This is a genomic window from Pseudoalteromonas ardens (assembly GCF_030125445.1).
In the GTDB taxonomy this organism is placed as follows: domain Bacteria; phylum Pseudomonadota; class Gammaproteobacteria; order Enterobacterales; family Alteromonadaceae; genus Pseudoalteromonas; species Pseudoalteromonas ardens.
Map to the genome: position 1 here is coordinate 206,911 of NZ_JASJUV010000002.1, position 19,992 is coordinate 226,902.

Sequence of the window (19,992 nt, forward strand, 5' to 3'; positions counted from 1 at the left end):
ATTGCAAAAATCTTTCACAGGCTTTATAAAAGAAAAGACTTAACGTGACACTCGGGACAACGCAAATAACCAAGAGCAATAAGGAATATTATCCAGAAGGAAGTTATGGAACATCGCATTTCTACACACTTATACCTCACTCCGTTAAATACTGACCATGCAGGCACATTGTTTGATGCAGTTGAAGCGAGTCGTGAAAGCTTGCAAAAATATTTACCGTGGGTACAAAAGCTAACTGAGCTCCGAGATGCAGAGACTTACATTGACGAGCGGACTCAGTTAGCAAACACAGAATATTTTGCCATCATGCAACGGAATCGTTTTATCGGAGTCTTTGCGATTAAACCCGCTAGAGCCCACAGCACTTGTGAAATAGGCTATTGGCTTATTAATAAAGCAAGGGGTAAGGCGGTAATCAGCAGGGTATTGGGTGTCGTGTTGCCTTATCTGAAAAACGTTCGCCAAATAGATTATGTAGAATTTCACTGCCTGGAAAATAACAAGGCGAGTATCAAAATAGCAAAGCGGGCAGGAGCCTCGCTTATTGAGTGTTATTCAACTAAATCTGAACTCAATGCAGCACCACGTTTGATGTGCCTTTATCGGACTTACTTGCAGGAGTGTGAGTCTTTATGCTCAGGTTATACGAGATTTTCATAAATCTCAGGTACAATTGCGTTCCTTTTTTTAAAACTACCCGCAATTCTGGGGTAGTCATAACCTGTAAAGCAGTGGGAAATAACTGCTTATCATTTAAACTTAAGGCTAAGCAACAGGAATTTCAGGATAAATTCATGATAAAAAAAACACTACTATCTGTGGGCTGTATACTTGCACTAAGCAGTTTTGGCACGTATGCCAGTGGCAAATGGCATACATCAAAAATCAATTCAGTATACCCAACCTCTCAAGGCGGTTTTGTGCTGACCTTTAAAACCAATGCGCCTGGTTGCTCACAAGCAATTAATTCAGCAAATAAGTATCACTATGTTGAAGTAAATAAAAATAGTATGACTATGGAAGGCGCCAATAAGATCTATTCATTAGCCCTGATGGCAGCAGCGTCAGGTAAGGCAATGAGTTTCTACTATGATAGTACAAGCGACAAGTGTTACATCAACAGAGCCCACGTGCAGTTTTAATTAAAACTATGATCAGAAAAGTCGACCAAAGGTCGACTTTTTTGGTTTTACAGCACCATTGCAGCTATCCAGCCAAAGACTAACAATGGAATGTTGAAATGAATAAATGTGGGCACCACCGAATCCCAGATGTGATCATGTTGACCATCTGCATTTAAACCCGAGGTTGGGCCTAATGTAGAATCAGACGCCGGTGAGCCTGCATCTCCCAGTGCGCCGGCTGTTCCGACAAGAGCAACTGTGGCCATTGCAGAAAACCCGACTTCCATAGATAAAGGAACGAATAGGGTTGCAATGATAGGCACGGTCGAAAAGGAACTGCCTATGCCCATAGTGATAAGCAAGCCTACCAGTAAGATCATGGCTGCTGCGAGCGGTTTGTTCTCTCCAACAAAGTCAGCACAGGCGCTCACCAGGCTGGCCACATCACCGGTTTCTTTCATAACGGAAGCAAACCCTTGCGCTGAGATCATAATAAAACCAATCATGGCCATCATAGCAACACCTTTGCTGAAGACGTCTGAGCTTTGATCCCATTTGACAATTCCGAACAGGCTGAACATCATAACCCCAACAAGGCCACCTAATATCATTGAGCCGCTGACGTTTTGTGCGAGTAGCGAGCAAATGATCGCTAGGGTACCAGCAACAATGACTTTACGTTTTTCGGCATTATTAAGTTGGGGTTTGTCCGTTAGTTCTTTCGCCTGAGATTGCTCATCGTAAGTATAGTCGCGCTTTTTTCGGTAACTCACAAACACAGCAATAATCAAACCTGCCAGCATACCCAGAGCAGGAATAACCATAGCGTAAGGCACCTGTGTATTGACAATCTCAAGGCCATTATCAACCAGGTTTTTATGCAAGATAGAGTATAAGTAAATACCACCAAAACCATAAGGCAATACCATATAAGACGTTGCTAAACCGAAAGTTAAAATACATGCAATGGCACGACGATCGATATTTAACTGATTAAATATCACCAACAATGGAGGTATAAGGATCGGGATAAATGCAATGTGTACTGGAATGAGATTTTGTGAGGCAACTGAACAACCCAGAATAATGACCATTATGAGCATACTCAGCAGCTGGCTTGAGTTTTGTTGATTGCCATGGACCAGAGACAGTAATTTATCCGCCAGGATTTGGGTTAAACCAGACTTAGATATCGCCACTGCAAAAGCACCTAACATCGCGTAGCTAAGGGCAATCTCTGCGCCACCGGATAACCCGGAGTTAAATGCATTCAGCGTATCTGATAGCCCTAAACCTGCACTCAAACCAGCAACCATAGCACTAATTGTCATTGCAACAATCACGTTCACTCTAAATAGTGTCAGGCCGAGCATCAGCAAAACACCAATAATAACAGCATTCATAATGTTATTTTTTCGCCTTTTTTATTATTAAACGGCCAAGCGCTTTCATCCTTGTAGCTTCAGCTTTGGTTAATTGCGCTCGGGAAAATCTTGATTTTACAAAATATTGGTTAAATTCTTCCAGTTCTTGAGACAAGCCAGGATACTGCGACTTTAAACTCAATAATGCCTGTGAGGGCGTCAACTTATGTAACTCTTCTCCTGCTATTTTACAAATAGCATGATGAAGTTTGACTGCCTCAGGTAATTTTACCAATTGCTTGCGTTGCAGATACCAGAATCGGGCTATAAATATGGCTATTAGCAATAAAAACACGCTCAATGCCGGCAATAATCTGTGGTACTGCCCAAATAAATCTCGCAATAATCTGGATTGTTTTTGATGATCAAAGTTCAGTACCCAACGGGTCCACTGATAATCAAGTTGTTCAATCTGGAGTCTTACCCAATTTACCAACGCCAGATTAGAATAGGTCATCAGACTCAGGCCAAGGTTGTCTTTAAATTCTTCTTCCAGCTGGGTTAATTCAGACAAAGATCCGATAAGCCTATCCGGTGCTACCCAAGCGGTAGGGTCCAAACGATACCAACCTTGCTGAGGAACATAATACTCTACCCAGGCGTGCGCGTCGTATTGATAAACACTGTAATATCCGCGCTCTTCATTATATTCTCCGCCTAGGTATCCCGACACGAGCCGGGCAGGGATACCAGCTGCTCGCAACATAAAGGCAGCACTAGCAGCGTAATGACCACAGAACCCCTCTCGTGTCTCAGTTAAGAAAGTGTCAATACTGTCTCGGTCGCTTATCGTTGCAGGCTTAAGTGAGTAACTAAATCTATGTTCGATAAAGTACTGCTTCATCAGCTCTATAAAATCAGCGGTATTGTCTGTCGTACTATCCCATCGCATTGCCATGGCTGTTGCAAGCGGATTGATTTCTTCTGGTAATGCGGTATTGAGCCGATATTGCCAATTGACCATACCAGCCCCTGAAACATGAATAGGCGTAACCTGATATTCCATACTACTACTCAGGTGATTCTGCATAAATAAAGTGCCAAAATGATTGGTATTCACACCCCGTGTAGCAGACTTTGCCTGGCCCAGATTGTATAACCAGGTTTTACCTGATGGCCTGGCGATGACAGTGTAACTTGCGCCGACTGCACGATAAGGTGCTTGTAAGGGGACGTCGTGATGTGCTGAAACCCGCCAGCGCTTGCCGTCAAACTTGTCATGGATTAAGGTTCGCCAATAAAATGGCGGTTTCATCTGAGCATTATCAGGAAGAATCGCCCTGAAAACTAACTCGTCAGAGCGAGATAACTCTGATATTTCAAACGGGTCTATGTCCTCAGAAAGCCCGGTTTGTGTTTTTTTTGCGCCGGGGAGCTGCCAAAATGGAGAAACTTTCGGCAAGAGTACCACCATAATGGCGGCCAGAGGGAGCGCGAGTAGCAAATGCTTTGTGGCTTGTTTCATTGCGCTGCGTAATTCTATGTCATGTTCGATCCACAACATTTGCGCCAGGTTGATCACCAGAAGTGCAAGCACAAATAGTAAAGACAGAACATTCTGAGAGAAGATAAAAAAGCAAGGGTAAACGAAAAAGTTGAGTAACTGCACAGACATGGCTTGTTTCTTTGTTTTTGCCTGAATGGTTTTTAATGCGCATGCCCCCAATAGTAATGAAACGAACATTTCTACCAGATTAGAAAAGCCGATTGCGACAAACACAACCAGTATAATCGTGAAGGCCAATAGGTTAATCAACTTTTCGGATGGGCCTTTAACCAACTGTTTATGAATAGAGAGCTTGAAAAGCACGATAAGCAACATGGCACAGGTAAATACCAGGCCGAAACTGTCCACAAGCAGGATGCTGACTAAGCCATAGAGAAGTGTTGTCAGTAAGGTTTGAGACCCTAGCAGTTTGTCAGAAATCACTCAACGCCTCCAGACACTTCTCTCTATGCTTATCTCCTCGATCAGCGCTCACCTGAGCGGCATTGCTTAATCGCAGGGCAAACATATCACCTTGCTTATCTGCTTCAAGTACCTGATAACACAATTTCGACAAACGACTTTCCTTGTTGCCATCGTGTGCTGAATAATCAAATGTGTGCTGAGAATAATAGCTATCACCACTGTATTGCTTCACCAGAAGTTGCTGACTCTTTGCAAAATGCCGCCAGGAAATACGGCTTTTACTTACCCCTGGCCTAAAGCGCTCTAAACCATCGAAGTTCTCATGACTTTGTGTGCTTTGATGTACGTACTGTCCCTGTTCAGCCGTTGCTTCTTGCTCACTGAATGTCAGCTGACAAGCCAGCGGAGCAGGGTAGACACAAAATGTCTTGTCTGTGTTCAGGTAAGTCCAGACGCGGACCAGGCCGAAAGGGTAGCTACTCGATAGTTTAAGCCTGCCAAGCTGGTAGCGTCCTCGTAGCTCAGGGTGCAAAAACATAGAAACCACCTTAGTACCTTGCTTATGGTTTTCATTACAGTCGCTAAAATCAAAGTCCTGGCTGACAATATCCAGTGAGTAGCAATCATGGGGCATATTGAGCTTTACCAAAACTTCTACCGGTTTAGAAGCAAAGTTGTTCTTAACATCCAGCAACTGAATCGTCAGGCCATGTAAGTTAAGGTAACCGTATATCAAAGCCAAAACCAGAATAAGCAGCATCACATAAGCGACCCCAAGGATCAGATTATTCTGATAATTACTACCTAAAATAAAATTGAGGATCACCATGCACAAAAAAAAGGCGCCCTGTTTAGAAGGGACAATATAGATATTATGGTGAGAAAGGGTAAGTTGCGCAGCGCTGTGCTTACGCTTGATCATGTCAGCCAGCCAGGACTGTAACCAGTCACTGCCCATGATTACAATACAACCGCAACGTTATCAAAAATCCCTTTTACCACATCATCGAGTTCATTGGCGGAAATATTCAAGCGATGTCCTGCGACGGCCGCAAACACAGCCTGCACATCATCAGGTAATGCGTAATCACGCCCTTGCGTAAGTGCATAAGCACGCGTGGCAAGGCCTAATGCGATACTTGCTCGTGGTGAAAGAGGATCACTAAACTGACCACTGTGGCGTGTGAAATTCACCAGGTTAATGATATATTGTACAACTGAGTCAGACAGATTAACGGCGATCACTGCCTGCTGCAGGGCACCCAGCGCAGTCAGTTCTAATACGCATGACAGCTCGTTGAGGGATTGCCTTTGCAGGTTATTGCCCAATATCAGGCTCTTCTCGGCATGCTCATCAGGGTAACCCAGGCTAATCCGCAGGAAAAAACGATCTAGTTGAGATTCTGGCAAAGGATGTGTACCTGACTGATGCAAGGGGTTTTGCGTGGCAATGACAAAAAACGGTTCTGGTAATGGGTGTGACTTACCATCAACTGTCACCTGGCGCTCTTCCATTGCTTCTAGCAGGGCACTTTGCGTTTTTGGACTGGCACGGTTGATTTCATCTGCCAGTAACACCTGACTAAAGATGGGGCCAGGGTGAAAGTCGAAACTCTGTTGTTGTGTGTTAAATACACTCGAGCCGGTAATATCGGCGGGTAACAGATCACTGGTAAACTGAACACGCTGGTAACTTAATCCAAGTACATTGGCAAGGCCGTGGGAGAGGGTGGTTTTACCCATTCCGGGTAAGTCTTCAATTAGCAGGTGCCCTTTACATAGCAAACAAACAACGGCCAGCCGGATCTGCTCTTCTTTACCTAATATCAGCTCTGAGAGCTGAACGATTATCGCTTCTGTGGTTTTATTCATGCAATCATTTCAAGTCTTTTCATTACTGAATCAACTTTTTTCGCGTTAAAGGGCTTAGCAATAAAGCCTTTCGCTCCCAATTCCCAGGTATTTTGCACGTTTTCCAGGCTGTTGTGTCCTGAACACATAATGACATGAACATTGGGGTAGTTTTCATTAATATACTCAAGGATTTGTGTACCATCGGTATCAGGCAGCTCGATATCCAGGAAGATAACATTAGGAGATTTTTCTGCCATCAAAGGCATCGCTGATTTAAAGTCCTCAGACTCATAGACTTCTTCAAAACCCAAGTTTTCAAGAATATCTATCAGGTAACTGCGCACATCCTCAACGTCATCGATGATCAAAATTGGTTCTAGGGGTCTGACAAGTTCCATATTGTATTTTACTTCTTTTGAACGACAAGGCTAATACTAAGACAAGCGCAATGTGAGCTCAATGGCAATTTATAAATTAACGGTAAATTCATCATAGCGATAAGATAGCGTGTAAGTAGAAAACCCATTTAACGTCCCAGCTTGGCATGATGGCCATGATAGTTATCGCAGTGAGATGCGCTAACAACGAATAGTGCCAAGGCATGGCTGAATGCAGGCACATGTCGTTTCCATTCAATTTTCCTGACTAAGATAACCAACTCAGAACTAGAACTAGCATTGTGGGCTAAGCTCTGAAATGTCTGTTTTGGGTTGAGTAAGGATTGACTGAATTCGGAGTAAGGAAAAGAGTGACAATGCCAAATATTCACAAATGTCCGATACCGTCTAGTATAGGACATTACTTCAATCATAAAGCTATCAAAAGAGAGCTTGTGTTCATCATATTATTTACTTCCCATAATTTACGTTATGTTAAATTAGGTATTTGTGACAACTACTCTGATTGTGACTAAGCTTAAGATCAGTGACATTATGAGCTTTTAGCAATGCCAGTTGCCTTGTTTTTGTTATACAGTTTATTTTCGAGCTACTCTTTTGCTACCGATACAAATGGTAAGCAAATCAGCGTGACCTATCGAGATTATAAAGGTACGCATATTGTTACTGGTCGAAAAATCGATGGCTACTCCTTTCAGTACAATATGAATGCAGCCAAGCAGGTTCAAGTGACAACCCTGGAATGGCAGCCCTACATTGGGCAAAACCTGTGTAAACAAGGCTGGGTTATGCAGGCAGTAATTGCGTTACTGCACAGTCAAAATTATGGTGCAACAGTTACATTCTATCCCTGGGCGCGAGCTGTAGCCTATGCGGAAAGTGGCAAAGTAGATGTACTGGTCCCGGAATACTTCATTGAACCAGAAGCCCCCTCGGATACTTTTCCTGGCACACGTCGTTTGGATCATCTCACACTCAGCGAGCCATTTGGCTGGGGTCTCATTGCGCTTTATAAACGAAAGAACTACAACACAGACCATTTTACCAACCTGGCAGCACTGGCGGATGAACGGATTGGTGTTGTCCGGGGTTATCAGAATACTCCCGAGTTTGACCGTTTAATGGATGCAGGCAAATTCAATGTCATCGAGGCTGTTGATGACGCCCACAATATCAGGCTGTTAATGGCTGGGCGCGTAAACTTAATTATTGGCGATCCGGAAGTCATTGAGATGGAGTTCGAAGCATTATTTCAAGACAATAGCAATTTATCTCGAGTGCAAAACTTGGTGATGGTTGAGCCCGTATTGCAAATGAACGGCTTGTTCTTTGCTGTTTCAAAGCACAATAAAAACGGGAAAACCCTGTTATTTGAGCTTAATCAGGCTATCGCTGAATTTAAAAAGTACGGCGTTCTGGATGAAATAAAATACAACACTGCTAAAAGCTGCAAATAGTGTTTATTTTCAGTTGTGTTATAGGAAATACCGGAGCGCCCTGCTTTTCGTGCCCAATTCATTGACTCGTCACTTTTAATTGTCGTTGAAATGTCTCGTGTGTGTCAAAAAAGGGAGCAGAGTTACCGTCCCTTTTTCATTCTACGATCAATTTAACATAACAGAGATTAGCCTGTTTTCAGGTTAGCTAATGTTCGATTAATGCAATGCAGCGGTAAATGGAATACTTTCGCAGATCTCGGCTTCCGCAGTCAGTATTTCTTCCAGACGCGCATCGATTATAGCCTTGTCAAAATATTCGTAGCCGAGTTCAACAAACAGGTTTTTATGCTTTTCTTCTGACTTAGCAATGGTTACGTAAAAGTCTTTTTCTTTACCTTCAGGCAAGGCTTCTGCCACCAGAGAAAAACGCTCATGCCCCCTCGCCTCAATCACCGCGGCAACTAACAGGCGATCAATTAGAAACTCTTCTGAGCCCTGACGAAATAAGGCACGCATTTTTTTAATGTAAGGGTCGGCTTTGTCATTGCCCAAAGTCACACTGCGATCGGTCAATAACTTAAGTACCTGCTTAAAATGAATCATTTCTTCTATCGCAAGATCTGCCATCGCCTTTACCAGCTTTATTCGATCAGGATAATGACTCAACATTGACATGGCCATGCCAGACGCTTTTTTCTCTGCTGCTGCGTGATCTTGCAAAAAAGTATCAAATTCAGCCATCACTTTATGAGTCCATTCAAATGGAGTATGGAATTTTAATTCAAACATGTTTTATTTGTTTAGTTACCAGTTTCCTGGCATTTTACCCAAGTACGGCATTGTATTACAACGCTGCTCTAAGCCAATTTTGATTTACGCCGGTTGGTATCGGACATTACTTTTACCCACTATGTAATTGAGCTGTATAAAATACTATCTCTGTCTGCTTTACCTTTTCTGGTCGACTCGATTTTTAGTGGATGAACAATTTGTTTCCAGGCTGTCACCTTTCCGCCCTGATTAAGGTTTGGCATACGGCTATCCGCGTTAGTATGAATATCGAGAAAGCTCGAAAGGCGATGTATGCTATCCTGGTGCGATACATCTAGTATTAAATGCCCTATCTGCTTCGCCTCTAAAAAAACCAATAGTTCATTACGATGCTTGTTATAAATATCAATAAGATACTGATCAGATGCGATGTTTTCAGCACTTAAGTTTTCAAAGGTATCAAAGTAACAACGTTTAAGAGTGTCATTGAAGCCCCCTTGCTGAGTCTCTAACCTGGGTAGCATACGAGTGAGCAATTGTCTGACAGAGGGCACCCAGTTTGCCATCGCTCTTTCGAGATAAACAAAGCGACTGTCTGGGTATAAATCAGCAAGTTTTTTATAGTCGTTAAAGACAGGTGTATCTGCAATCACCTGTGCCTGATCCAGTGCATCACGGGTGTAGGCTGTATGTGCTGTTTTAAACCCAAATTCGAGAAATGCAGCACATACGCTGGTAGTACCGGTTCTTGGCAAACCAGCAATAAAGATTTTTTTCATTAAACAAAATAACAATAAAGATTAATAATCGACAGGGCCAGTAATGACAGGAAACTGAGTGCCATACCTATGACGCGCATTTTAAGCTTCGTCTTGTTGAGCGCAATCGAATGTAAAACCCGACCAGCTAAATAGGTGCCGCCTGTGATGTATAACCAAATTACCTGGCCTCCCTGAAATTCCAGGGCAAACAACAAGATTAATAGTAATGGCGTGTATTCCATGAAATTACCATGGGCACGGATCGCACGTTCCAATTCGGGGTGCCCACCATCTCCAAGGGAGACTTGATTCTTATGACGTAAACCTATGATATCAAAGCTGAGTTTGATATAAAAAAGTGTAAATATTGCAGCAAAAAATCCTGTTATCATGACGCAGACCTACTTGTAAGTATTATAAGTAGGTCCAGTATAGGGGGTTTACTCAATAAAATATACTGCATAGACCTCTGCGGTTAATGTCGTATCACCAGTATTGTAAGCTTGGCTTACGTCCATAGATTCAGCAGCCATCATTTTACCTCGGGCGTAAGGCTGTACCGGCACGCTCATCGGTGAAAATGAAACAGAATACAAACGGCCCAGGTCAACATCAAAGTCATCGGCCAGCTCTCTGGCTGCCGCCTTTGCCTCTTCAATGGCTGATTTCTTAAGCTTTTTCATATATTCGGCTTTGTCTTCAACGACAAATTCAGTGTTATTAAACTGATTGATGCCACTGTCCACAAAAGCCTGAAGCAAGTTTGGATATTCGGCGAGATCTTTTAGTTTAACAGTCAGGCTGCGATTGACTCTGAAACCTTCGAATTCCTCTTCATTAGATTTGCGATTGTAACGTGTTTGACGATGAACATTGAGCTGTTGCGCATGGATATCCTTGCTCTTAATGCCAAAGTCTTTCGCTATCTGGATCGCCTTTGCCATGATTTGGTCAACATTCGACTTGGCTTCAGGCAACGACTTGTGTTTTTCTGTTATCGCGACACGAATGATGGCGGCATCAGGCTGCACTTCCATAGACGACATCCCTTTAACGTACAAATGTGGGCCCTCTGGTAAACTGCCTGCGTGTGCACAGGTACTGATCGCAAATGCAGCAGCGGCTAAAAGTGAGCGCATGAACGCCTCCTTACTTGGATTCAACAAAATGTGTGGTTTATAAAACCACATGCTTTGCGCCAATTAAAGCACAAGTTTGTTAATCAATGCTGAATGTTATACGCTTTGTGTAAAGAGCGAAGTATAAAGGGTTCTTCCTGCTCAAAGAATAAGCCGGTATGCGCTGATATAATTGCGCGCTGTAAGTCTGGTCTTTGCAGCGCGGATTGTAAAAAGTCGACGGCGCGCTTACCCTCATTTGACTTCGCACAAGCGATATAACCAAAAATGGTTAACCCGGCTTCTTCTATCGCATGAAAACTATAGCCGTTGAGCGCCTGCGCTGATGGATGTTCATTAATGAACACAGAGCTATATTCAATAATGCCATCCAATTTCCCCTGACTTAACATAGTTCTTAGCCGAAAAGCGCTTTGATTCCCTTGTGATATCCAAAAAGCCCTTCGGTTTTCTAAAATAAAATTGTCGATATCCAGACCATAAGAGCGACCCTCTGAGACGCCTATATTAAGCCCCATTCTGACTATGGTGCCTAGTGACACTGTATCTGGAATATTCGGTTGATCTTTTAATATCAGTCGGTTGGCAGGAAAAGACATCAGCGGATAAGGTGTAAACAGTGCCATGGCTTCTCTTTCTGGCGTTTTTACTTTGTTATACAGGCATGCTTTGGGATTACGTACCAGCTCACGCCATTCTCTTTTTCGGCTGGCCGGCATGAATGTCAGGATTAACTTATCCTCGAGTGTTTCTTCGAGTTTAAGCAGCAGTTGTGTGGCGAGGTCGGCCGGGGCTTTGTTTGAATCAGGAGAATAATCCGACACAATGTCTATGTGAATAGGATCACTGCGTAACCCAATAGAAAAAAACAACAGTGCTATCATGAAGGCATAGCGCATTTAGTTCACCTACATCGAACATCAATGCAAAGCCGGTTTTGCTGGGATCCTACTACAGAGCAAAATGGGGTCGGATTGCACAGACTTTCTATCAGTGCTCCATGCACAGCCCAACGCTATGTGTATAGCGTTTCATACTGATAATAAGTGTGGCGCAAAATGTGTAATTGCGCCACACCCTTTATATTGCTGGTTTAAACACTACAACGTTTGTAGTTACGGTACTCAGGCAACCAGTAGTTTTTCTCAATTGCAGCCCAAATGAGGTCTTCCGGCATTTCCAGCGCCACGCCCTCTTCCATCGCTTTTTTTGCCACAGCAAACGCAATGCGTTTACTGAGTGGTTCGATTTCAACAAGTGAAGGAAGTAAGCTGCCTTTTCCTGTATTAGCCCAAGGAGAAGACTCTGCCAACATTTCACTGGCAATCATCAGCATAGATTCTGTGATGCGCGATGCTTTTGCTGCCAACACACCCAGACCAATACCTGGGAAAATATAGCTGTTATTACATTGTGGAATAGTGAATGTTTCACCATTAAATTCCACTGGATCGAACGGACTACCAGTCGCGACTATCGCCTGGCCTTTGGTCCATTCAATCACATCTTTCGGATGGGCTTCAACCTGACGAGAAGGATTACTCAGTGGGAAAATAATAGGCCGTTCACACCCAGTGTGCATAGCCTTTATGACCTGTTCAGTGAACAGCCCCGGCTGACCTGATACACCGATCAGAATGTCAGGTTGCGCGCAATGCATAACATCCAGCAAAGAGGCATATTCACCACTGAAGCTCCAAGCCTCCAGTGCAGATTTCGACTGAACCAAAGCTGCCTGGAAGTCACGTAACCCTTCCATGCCTTCCGTTAGCAGGCCATAACGGTCAACCATAAATATCTGGCTACGCGCCTGTTCATCAGAAATGCCTTCGGACACCATCTGCGCAATGATCTGCTCTGCAATACCACAACCAGCAGAACCAGCACCGACAAAAACCACCTTCTGTTCAGATAATCTGGTGCCTTTAACACGACAAGCTGCCAACAGTGAACCTACGGTAACAGAGGCTGTTCCCTGAATGTCATCGTTAAAGCAACAGATCTCATCACGGTAACGGCTCAGCAATGGCATAGCATTGGGTTGTGCGAAATCTTCAAATTGCAGCAAAACATTAGGCCAACGGCGTTTTACAGCTTTGATAAACAAATCCAGGAACTCGTCGTACTCTTCCTGAGAAATACGTTTGTGGCGCGCCCCCATGTACATTGGGTCATTAAGTAGCTTTTCGTTATTTGTACCTACATCAAGCATCACAGGCAAAGTGTAGGCCGGGCTGATCCCACCACAGACGGTGTACAACGCGAGCTTACCAATCGGAATACCCATACCACCAATCCCCTGGTCTCCCAGGCCCAGAATGCGCTCACCATCTGTCACAACGATGACTTTTACCTTATTTTTAGTCGCGTTGCGCAAGATATCATCGATTTGATGACGCTCTTCGTACGAAATAAACAAACCGCGAGAGCTACGATAGATGTCTGAAAACTTTTCACATGCATCCCCCACCGTCGGGGTGTAAATGATGGGCATCATTTCTTCAAGGTGATCACGGACCAAACGGTAATATAAAGTTTCGTTGTTATCCTGAATGGCACGCAGATAAATATGCTTGTTGAGGTTGTCACTGAAACTAGAGAACTGTTGGTAACAGCGTTCGACTTGCTCTTCAATGGTTTCAAAGCGTGGCGGCACGAGACCTGTGAGGTTAAAGTTTTCTCGTTCGCGCTGACTAAATGCACTGCCCTTATTTAATAGCGGAGTTTCTAAAAGCGTTGGGCCAGAGTATGGAATGTAGAGATAATTGGGATCGGATTGTTTAGTCATATTTACAAGCTGTGACTCGGTAATTTAAGTACAAGGAATTATTATTGCGCAAATGCATTAAAATTCAATGAATTTTAAGCATGTCAGACCAATAAAAAACGGCTCTGTTTACACATGGACAATGCGTAAACAGAGCCGTACATTATACGATAAATCCCAAATAATCGCCAAGGTTACTCGCTGGATTCTCCCATAGCAGCCCCTTCTCTGCGAGGATCCGCTCCCCCCACTAACTGGCCATCAGTAACTTCTATGGCGTGAATACCAGAATTAAGGTCTCTGACGCGTACAACATGGCCTTTTTCCTCTAGAATTGGCTTCAACTTTGCCACGTCAGTGCCTTTCTCAAGTGTTGTGTATCGGTTGCGATTGGTTACCCGAGGTAAGTCTATCGCCTGTTGTACAGACAAGTCCCAGTCGAGTACGCCAATCACCGTTTGCGCGACATAATTTATAATTCGACTGCCACCTGGAGAGCCAACTACCAATTTGAGTGAACCATCTTTATTAAACACCATCACCGGCGACATCGAACTACGTGGCCGTTTATTCGCTTCTACCCGGTTAGCAACCCATAAGTCACCCACTTTAGGTGACAAAGAAAAATCTGTCAGCTGATTATTCAGCAGATAACCATTTACCATCACGGTTGAACCAAAAGCCATCTCAATCGATGAAGTCATGGAAACAGCATTCCCCTGAGCGTCAACAATCGACAGGTGTGTGGTTGAAGGTAATTCGTAACTGTCGTCCTGAGCATAAGCTAACGCGCCCATACTCGGGTCACCAATAGGAAAATCATTATTGTCTTTATCGCTAATTAATGAGGCACGTTGCTTAAGGTATGCTGGGTTTAACAAGCCTTGTGTTGGCACCTCAACAAAATCAGGATCTGCGATATAGTAGTTTCGATCGGCAAACGCCAGGCGAGAGGCTTGAGTAAACAGATGAATGGCCTCTGGGTCGTTTGGTTTATACTGGCTAAGCTTCTTACCCTCCAGTAGTTTTAGGATCTGTAACACAGCAATACCACCGCTGCTGGGCGGTGCCATCGAGCATACTCGGTAACTATGATAGTTGGTACAAATGGGCGCTCGTTCTTTACTATGATAGTTTTTTAGATCCGTCAACGACAAGGTACCCGGGGCAATTTCGGCTTTTTGCACAGCACGTACGATGTCATCGGCATTTTTACCTTCATAGAAGCCTTTGAGGCCAAATTCAGCTACTTCCCGGTACAACTTTGCCAATTGAGGGTTACGTAATAATGTTCCTGTTTCAAGTGGTTTACCGTCAGGATAAAAATACTCTTTGGCAGGAGACAATTTAGTTAGTCCCGGGTTCAGTTCCTTCTTTAATAGCATGTGTAACCGAGGAGATACCTTAAAGCCATTTTCAGCTAACGCGATTGCCGGTTTGAACAAGTGACGCCACTTGAGTTTGCCATACTTGTCATGTGCTTGTTTTAAAGCATGCAAAATACCTGGCGTACCAACAGAGCGGCCACCTACAACGGCTTCAATCCACCGCACCGGTTTGCCTTCTTTGTCTAAAAATAACGATGGTTTTGCCCCTTGCGGCGCCGTTTCACGACCATCAAAAGTTGTCAGGTATTCATTTTCTTTATCATAGTGAAGAATAAACGCACCACCGCCAATACCCGAAGACTGCGGTTCTACCAGTGTCAGTACCAGCTGAGCAGCAATAGCAGCATCAATAGCACTACCACCTTGTTGCAGCATTAACTGTCCTGCTTTACTGGCATGTGCATTGGCTGCAACTACCATATACTTTTTGGCGATTTTTTCTTTTTTAAGCTGCAATCCGGTCGCAGCCTCGGGTTCTCTGACTTCTCTGGTGTTACTGTCTAAAGCTGAACAAGTGAATGGCAATACGGCGCCAAGCGCCAGAGCGGCTAGTGATAGGCGATGTTTCATAGAGTCTGGAAATTCTTCTGATAGATGATTGGCATCATAAAAGTAAACAGGCACAATATGCAAAAAAATTCTAAGAAATATTATGTTTGATCTGCCATTAGCGCCCCGTTACGTTTTGCCGCCTGCGATTTTGATTGCCTTTTGTACTTTGCTTATGTTGCCGCCTGTTCAGGAGTTATTGCTCTTTAACCGTGAGTTGATCGAGCAAGGCGAGTTGTGGCGGGTCTGGACCAGCCAGTATGTTCACACCAATTGGATGCACTGGTTACTGAATGTCATTGGTATCGGGTTTATCTGGGTATTACATGCAGAATACCGCACGCCCAAAACTTATGCGATACACCTGCTGCTACTCGGGCTTTGGACCGGAATTGGTATTTGGCTATTGTGTCCGGATATCCGTATTTATACCGGATTAAGCGGGCTCCTTCACGGTGTGATCGTCTGGGGAGCGATAAAAGACATCAAAGTCGGTGAAAGAACCGGAATTCTGTTATTTTTAGGTATTCTAGGTAAGCTCGCCTGGGAACAGTACGCCGGACCCAGCGCTGAAGTGGGTGCGCTTATTTCATCGCGCGTTGCCATTGAGTCGCACTTGATTGGTGCTGTTGGCGGTATGGTATTGGCCTTGCCTTTACTATGGCAAAAAAAATAGCACAGCGGTGGCGCAGCCCGAATGACCTGCGCCACACATCAACTATAAGTTTTCTTTAAACAACTTATAGATGCGACGATATTCGTCCAGCCAGCTCGAAGGCTGCACAAAGCCATGCGGTTCTACCGGATAAATTGCCGTTTCATAGTTTTCTTTCTCCAGTTCAATCAATCTCTGCACTAACCGAACCACATCCTGGAAAAACACATTGTCATCAATCATTGGGGCATTGATCAACATAGGCTTGTTGAGGCCTTCAGCAAAATAAATCGGTGAACTACGACGATATGCAATTGGATCATCCGCCGGGCGATTCAGAATATTAGACGTGTAAGGGTCGTTATAATAAGCCCAATCTGTAACAGGTCTAAGTGCTGCCCCAGCCTGGAATAATTCAGGCTGCGTGAACAAAGCCATAAAGGTCATAAATCCACCATACGACCCGCCATAGGTGCCGACTGCGCCCTTATCAACATTGACGTTCTCAACCATCCAGTTTACGCCATCAGCCAAATCTTCGATCTCTGGCTTACCCATATGACGATAGATGGCCGTACGCCAATCTCGTCCGTATCCCTTTGATGCCCGGTAGTCCATGTCCATTACCACATAGCCTTCGCTGGCAAGTAAAGAGTGAAACATAAACTCGCGGAAGTACACTGACCAGCCAAGATGAGAGTTTTGCAGATATCCCGCACCATGGTTAAAAATCACCGCTTTACGCGTATTGCCTTGCTCTCCTTCCTGATAATCTGCAGGATAGTAAACTTTCGCATAAATAGGTTGATCGGTATGGCTAGATGGTACCGCAACGACTTTAGGTGCAATGAGCTTTTTACTTAAAAACGCGTCTGATACTGTATTTGTAATTTGTTTTACTTCACTTCCAGGTTCAGCGTTTGCAATGTATAGCTCTGGAGGCATAACAATTTTTGAATGCGTCAACAAGAGTTTGCTTTCATCCGGACTCAATACATAATCTGTCATACCATTGAGATTGGTTAATGTCTCCAAATTGCCAGATTGCACACCTACGCGGTATATTTCGTAAATACCAGGGTGCTTTTTATTCGCTTTAAAATAGATTGCAGCGTTGTCTTTGGTTAGCGTCAACTCTGAAACTTCGAACTTTCCTGATGTTAATTGGGTCGCTTTTCCATTCAGGGGCTTGGTGTACAAATGGCTGTAACCTGACTCTTCAGACAGATAGTACAGCGTGTCTTTGTTATTGAGCCAACCAAAATCGTTGTGTGTGTAGTTCACCCATGCTTCATCGTGCAGACGATGCTGAGACACGAGTTTGTTGTTACTAAAGTCAACTGTGGCTATCCAACGATCTTTGTTATCCCAGGATTCAAGCATCACCGCAACTTCAGTTCCCTGCGTATTCCATTGGATGGGAGATTGGTCCCAGCCCCAATCAAGTATCAGTGTGATATGACGTGGTGCTTGTTTACTGCTATAGGTCTTACCCTGTGCCTCTGCATTTTCTCTCCTGACATCAGCGAGCACATCTTCATCAAAACCTGGTAACGCGTCGTATCTCAGTGATTGCTGCTGCTTGGTGTTCAGGTCAATAACTATCAGTGTGTGTTCAACCGGTTTATTATCAGCAACGCGACTACGAGCCTTTACCGGGTCGATGTTGCCATCCTGAGTCACATAGTTTGGCATGATGTCCTGAGCACTACGTTCAGGTATGTCTTTGGTCGTAGCTACGATGAGTTTGTCGCCTGACGGAGACAAACTGCTCTCTACAATGCGCTGGTCTTTGCCCAGGTAAAAGAGATTATTGTCTAAGGTGCTATTTTGATCTACCAACGCTTTTTTCCGGCTCTGTGCGTCTTTGGCGTTCTTGTGCTGCAGCGCTACATAGCTAATCAATTGATGCTGTTCTTGTGCAATATAACTGGTTGGCTCAGTGACTCCCAATGGTGCATCTTTGACAATCAATTTAGCCAGCTCGGTTGTCAGGCCGGTGTTAAGGTCAATCGCATAAAACGTATTGTCTGCTAGATACGCAAGTTGTCCTGAAGTCAAAAACTGAAGTTGCTCAGCTTTTTGACTTGATTTGGTCAACTGCCTTACCTGGTCACTGATGATATCTTTAACAAACACATTTCCCGCAAAAACATAAGCCTGTAGCTTACCATCTTGTGAATAAACAGCATCACCTGCACCTACCTGGTGTTTATCAGATAAGTCGACCTGTTCAATTCCTTGTCCATCGTACTTAAACGTGTCTCTTAATTTGCTCCCTGATTGTTTTTGCTTAAACAAAACAGATTGGCTATCTGCACTCCAAAATCCGCCTTCAGGCTTTCTGCCAAGCCAGTCTGGATCAGCCATTGCCTGTTCCAGGGTAATCGCCTGAGAGCCGGTTGCTTCGACAGTTGTCGCTATAGTTGCTTGGGACGTGATTTGGGAGTTTTGATTGTTATTACTGTTTTGTGTGACCTGACAGCCAGCTAAAAATAACGCGGATGCCACGGCGAGAGAAGTAAGAGATTGTTTCATTTTATGAATTATCTAAAATTGCAATTGAAGCCTAATTTAAGCAAATGAAGCCAGATAATTCGAACAATTTTAGACAAACAACCAGACAGAGCGTTTATTGCAAAAAAAAGGCCAGTAAAGCTACTGGCCAAATACTCTCTGCGCTCACATAGTCGTTGATGGACAACGAGTATGAAATGAGGCCTATCCACGCCTCATAAAAGTAGACCAGCGATTGACAGAATAAGTTCCAAAAAAATTCATTTTTTTTATTTTTTTTGTAATCCCCTGATCTGCTATGCGGTATTAACCCTTCAGTACTTATTTCGCAAGGCCTGTGCCCTTTAAAGTGTGATCAGCCCATCCAAAATCAGTAACAGCATAACGCCACTGACGATAAACCATAGTATCGATGCCATAGCGAACGGCCGCCAGCCACTTTGACGCAACATTGCCATGGACACACCACTGCCTATCAGAAACAAGCTCGCAACCAACACTGATTTAGCACCACTATAAAGTACGGACCACACAGATTGGTAGTTTGGCAACCAGGTATTGATCATAGCCGCGGCAATGAAGCCGATAATGAACAAAGGAATACTGGCTTTTTCAGAAGAGCGCCAGAACACACCTGCCATAGCAGCATAGGGCACGATCCACATCGCTCTGGTAAGTTTAATCGTTGTTGCCATCGTAAGAGCAACGGGCCCATATACTGAGGCTGCAGCTACGACGCTGCTGGTGTCGTGAATTGCCAGTGCACTCCATAAAGCAAATTGACTTTCTGAAAGCGAGAAGTAATGCCCAAGCCAGGGAAAAATGAGCAGGCCTAGCGCATTCAAAGCGAAAATGACACTCAGCGAAATGGCGATTTCATCCTGCCTTGCTTTGATCACTGGGGCCATCGCTGCAATCGCACTGCCACCGCAAATTGCTGTGCCAAATGAGATCAGGGTGCCTGTATTACGATTAAGTCGAAATACCTGACTAAGAATTTCGCCCAAACCTATGATTGCGGTGATACTGATGATGGTTAAAACCAGGGAGCTACGACCGACAGCGAGTACTTCTTCGATATTGACGTTAAATCCCAAGCCAATGACGGCCAACTTTAATAACCATTTTGATGCGTTGTTGGATAAATCAGGTAACGGATTACCCAATATAAGAGCAAAGCCAAGTCCGATGAACAGTGCTGAGGAGGCGCTGGCAAATGGCGATAGCGCAAATAAGAAGACTAATAAAAATAGCGCTTTGTGAAAGCCGGGTCGTTCTAATAACATATGTACGC

The 19,992-nt window shown here is 44.0% G+C and carries 18 protein-coding genes; 4 read left to right on the forward strand and 14 right to left on the reverse strand.

Translation table 11 applies throughout. The features are described from left to right. The first annotated feature begins 105 nt into the window (after window positions 1-105). Window positions 106-660 (forward strand): GNAT family N-acetyltransferase, encoded by a 555-nt coding sequence (locus QNM19_RS05890; protein ID WP_049864150.1) that lies wholly within the window; start codon window positions 106-108, stop codon window positions 658-660. Window positions 661-794: 134 nt separating this feature from the next. Then, complete coding sequence (locus QNM19_RS05895; RefSeq protein ID WP_049864151.1) at window positions 795-1,142, forward strand: hypothetical protein; 348 nt, start codon at window positions 795-797, stop codon at window positions 1,140-1,142. A 47-nt stretch (window positions 1,143-1,189) separates the two neighbouring features. Here the strand turns inward: QNM19_RS05895 and QNM19_RS05900 are convergent, their stop codons facing one another. Genes QNM19_RS05900 through QNM19_RS05920 form a run of 5 tightly spaced genes read right to left on the reverse strand, consistent with a single transcriptional unit; the run spans window position 1,190 to window position 6,712 of the window. Continuing rightward, window positions 1,190-2,527: a Na+/H+ antiporter family protein gene (locus QNM19_RS05900; RefSeq protein WP_049864152.1), complete on the reverse strand. Its 1,338-nt coding sequence runs from the start codon at window positions 2,525-2,527 to the stop codon at window positions 1,190-1,192. 4 nt (window positions 2,528-2,531) lie between these two features. Then, on the reverse strand, window positions 2,532-4,478 hold the full coding sequence (locus tag QNM19_RS05905; protein ID WP_049864153.1) for a transglutaminase TgpA family protein: 1,947 nt from the start codon (window positions 4,476-4,478) through the stop codon (window positions 2,532-2,534). Next, window positions 4,468-5,418 (reverse strand): DUF58 domain-containing protein, encoded by a 951-nt coding sequence (locus QNM19_RS05910; protein WP_049864154.1) that lies wholly within the window; start codon window positions 5,416-5,418, stop codon window positions 4,468-4,470. Before QNM19_RS05910 ends, QNM19_RS05905 begins: the two co-directional genes overlap by 11 nt. 2 nt (window positions 5,419-5,420) lie before the next feature. Next, complete coding sequence (locus QNM19_RS05915) at window positions 5,421-6,332, reverse strand: AAA family ATPase (protein WP_049864155.1); 912 nt, start codon at window positions 6,330-6,332, stop codon at window positions 5,421-5,423. Then, entirely contained in the window at window positions 6,329-6,712 is a 384-nt protein-coding gene (locus QNM19_RS05920) for a response regulator (protein WP_010384695.1), read from the reverse strand. Before QNM19_RS05920 ends, QNM19_RS05915 begins: the two co-directional genes overlap by 4 nt. A 548-nt stretch (window positions 6,713-7,260) precedes the next feature. Here QNM19_RS05920 and QNM19_RS05925 point away from each other — a divergent pair. After that, window positions 7,261-8,169, forward strand: a complete 909-nt coding sequence (locus QNM19_RS05925; RefSeq protein ID WP_049864156.1) for a substrate-binding periplasmic protein — start codon at window positions 7,261-7,263, stop codon at window positions 8,167-8,169. Between the two features lie 198 nt (window positions 8,170-8,367). Here QNM19_RS05925 and QNM19_RS05930 read toward each other — a convergent pair whose 3' ends face one another. From QNM19_RS05930 to ggt, 7 genes are all read right to left on the reverse strand, one after another. After that, on the reverse strand, window positions 8,368-8,940 hold the full coding sequence (locus tag QNM19_RS05930; RefSeq protein WP_049864157.1) for a MiaE family protein: 573 nt from the start codon (window positions 8,938-8,940) through the stop codon (window positions 8,368-8,370). A 119-nt stretch (window positions 8,941-9,059) separates the two neighbouring features. Continuing rightward, window positions 9,060-9,701 (reverse strand): sulfotransferase, encoded by a 642-nt coding sequence (locus QNM19_RS05935; protein ID WP_049864158.1) that lies wholly within the window; start codon window positions 9,699-9,701, stop codon window positions 9,060-9,062. Continuing rightward, window positions 9,701-10,075: an MAPEG family protein gene (locus QNM19_RS05940; protein WP_049864159.1), complete on the reverse strand. Its 375-nt coding sequence runs from the start codon at window positions 10,073-10,075 to the stop codon at window positions 9,701-9,703. Before QNM19_RS05940 ends, QNM19_RS05935 begins: the two co-directional genes overlap by 1 nt. 48 nt (window positions 10,076-10,123) lie before the next feature. Further along, window positions 10,124-10,822 (reverse strand): SIMPL domain-containing protein, encoded by a 699-nt coding sequence (locus QNM19_RS05945; RefSeq protein WP_049864160.1) that lies wholly within the window; start codon window positions 10,820-10,822, stop codon window positions 10,124-10,126. A gap of 83 nt (window positions 10,823-10,905) precedes the next feature. Beyond that, window positions 10,906-11,721 (reverse strand): ABC transporter substrate-binding protein, encoded by an 816-nt coding sequence (locus tag QNM19_RS05950; protein ID WP_049864161.1) that lies wholly within the window; start codon window positions 11,719-11,721, stop codon window positions 10,906-10,908. A 194-nt stretch (window positions 11,722-11,915) separates the two neighbouring features. Then, complete coding sequence (locus QNM19_RS05955; protein WP_284026471.1) at window positions 11,916-13,610, reverse strand: NAD-dependent malic enzyme; 1,695 nt, start codon at window positions 13,608-13,610, stop codon at window positions 11,916-11,918. 173 nt (window positions 13,611-13,783) lie between these two features. Next, the gene (gene ggt, locus QNM19_RS05960; RefSeq protein WP_049865235.1) at window positions 13,784-15,547 is read right to left on the reverse strand and encodes a gamma-glutamyltransferase; all 1,764 of its coding nucleotides are present in this window, start codon (window positions 15,545-15,547) and stop codon (window positions 13,784-13,786) included. Between the two features lie 82 nt (window positions 15,548-15,629). Here ggt and rrtA point away from each other — a divergent pair, with 82 nt between their 5' ends. Then, window positions 15,630-16,202: a rhombosortase gene (gene rrtA, locus QNM19_RS05965; RefSeq protein ID WP_049865233.1), complete on the forward strand. Its 573-nt coding sequence runs from the start codon at window positions 15,630-15,632 to the stop codon at window positions 16,200-16,202. Window positions 16,203-16,244: 42 nt separating this feature from the next. On the opposite strand, the gene QNM19_RS05970 is transcribed toward rrtA, so the two are convergent. Both QNM19_RS05970 and QNM19_RS05975 read right to left on the reverse strand, forming a co-directional pair. Further along, complete coding sequence (locus tag QNM19_RS05970) at window positions 16,245-18,719, reverse strand: S9 family peptidase (protein WP_049865232.1); 2,475 nt, start codon at window positions 18,717-18,719, stop codon at window positions 16,245-16,247. 323 nt (window positions 18,720-19,042) lie between these two features. Beyond that, on the reverse strand, window positions 19,043-19,984 hold the full coding sequence (locus tag QNM19_RS05975; RefSeq protein WP_049865231.1) for a YeiH family protein: 942 nt from the start codon (window positions 19,982-19,984) through the stop codon (window positions 19,043-19,045). Window positions 19,985-19,992: the final 8 nt, after the last annotated feature.